1 protein-coding gene is annotated in these 234 nt (G+C 76.9%); it reads right to left on the bottom strand.

The features are described from left to right. Positions 1 to 234: hypothetical protein (locus QP415_RS13000; protein WP_285100351.1), on the bottom strand; the 234-nt coding region annotated here is incomplete at both ends.

Genomic DNA, 234 nt, shown 5'->3' with positions numbered 1-234 from the left:
AACGCTGCCGGCGCGGCTGGTAGCGCGAGCCACGCCACGCACGCTGGCGGGAACGCTGCCGGCGCGGCTGGTAGCGCGAGCCACGCCACGCACGCTGGCGGGAACGCTGCCGGCGCGGCTGGTAGCGCCAGCCACGCCACGCACGCAGGCGGGAACGCCGCCGACGCAGCAGGCAACGCCAGCCACGCCACGCACGCAGGCGGGAACACCGCCGACGCAGCAGGCAACGCCAGC

The organism is Pauljensenia sp. UMB3104 (assembly GCF_030217285.1).
Taxonomy (GTDB): domain Bacteria; phylum Actinomycetota; class Actinomycetes; order Actinomycetales; family Actinomycetaceae; genus Pauljensenia.
The sequence above is the reverse complement of the archived record's forward strand: the minus strand, read 5'-3'. Positions and strand labels throughout refer to the sequence as shown.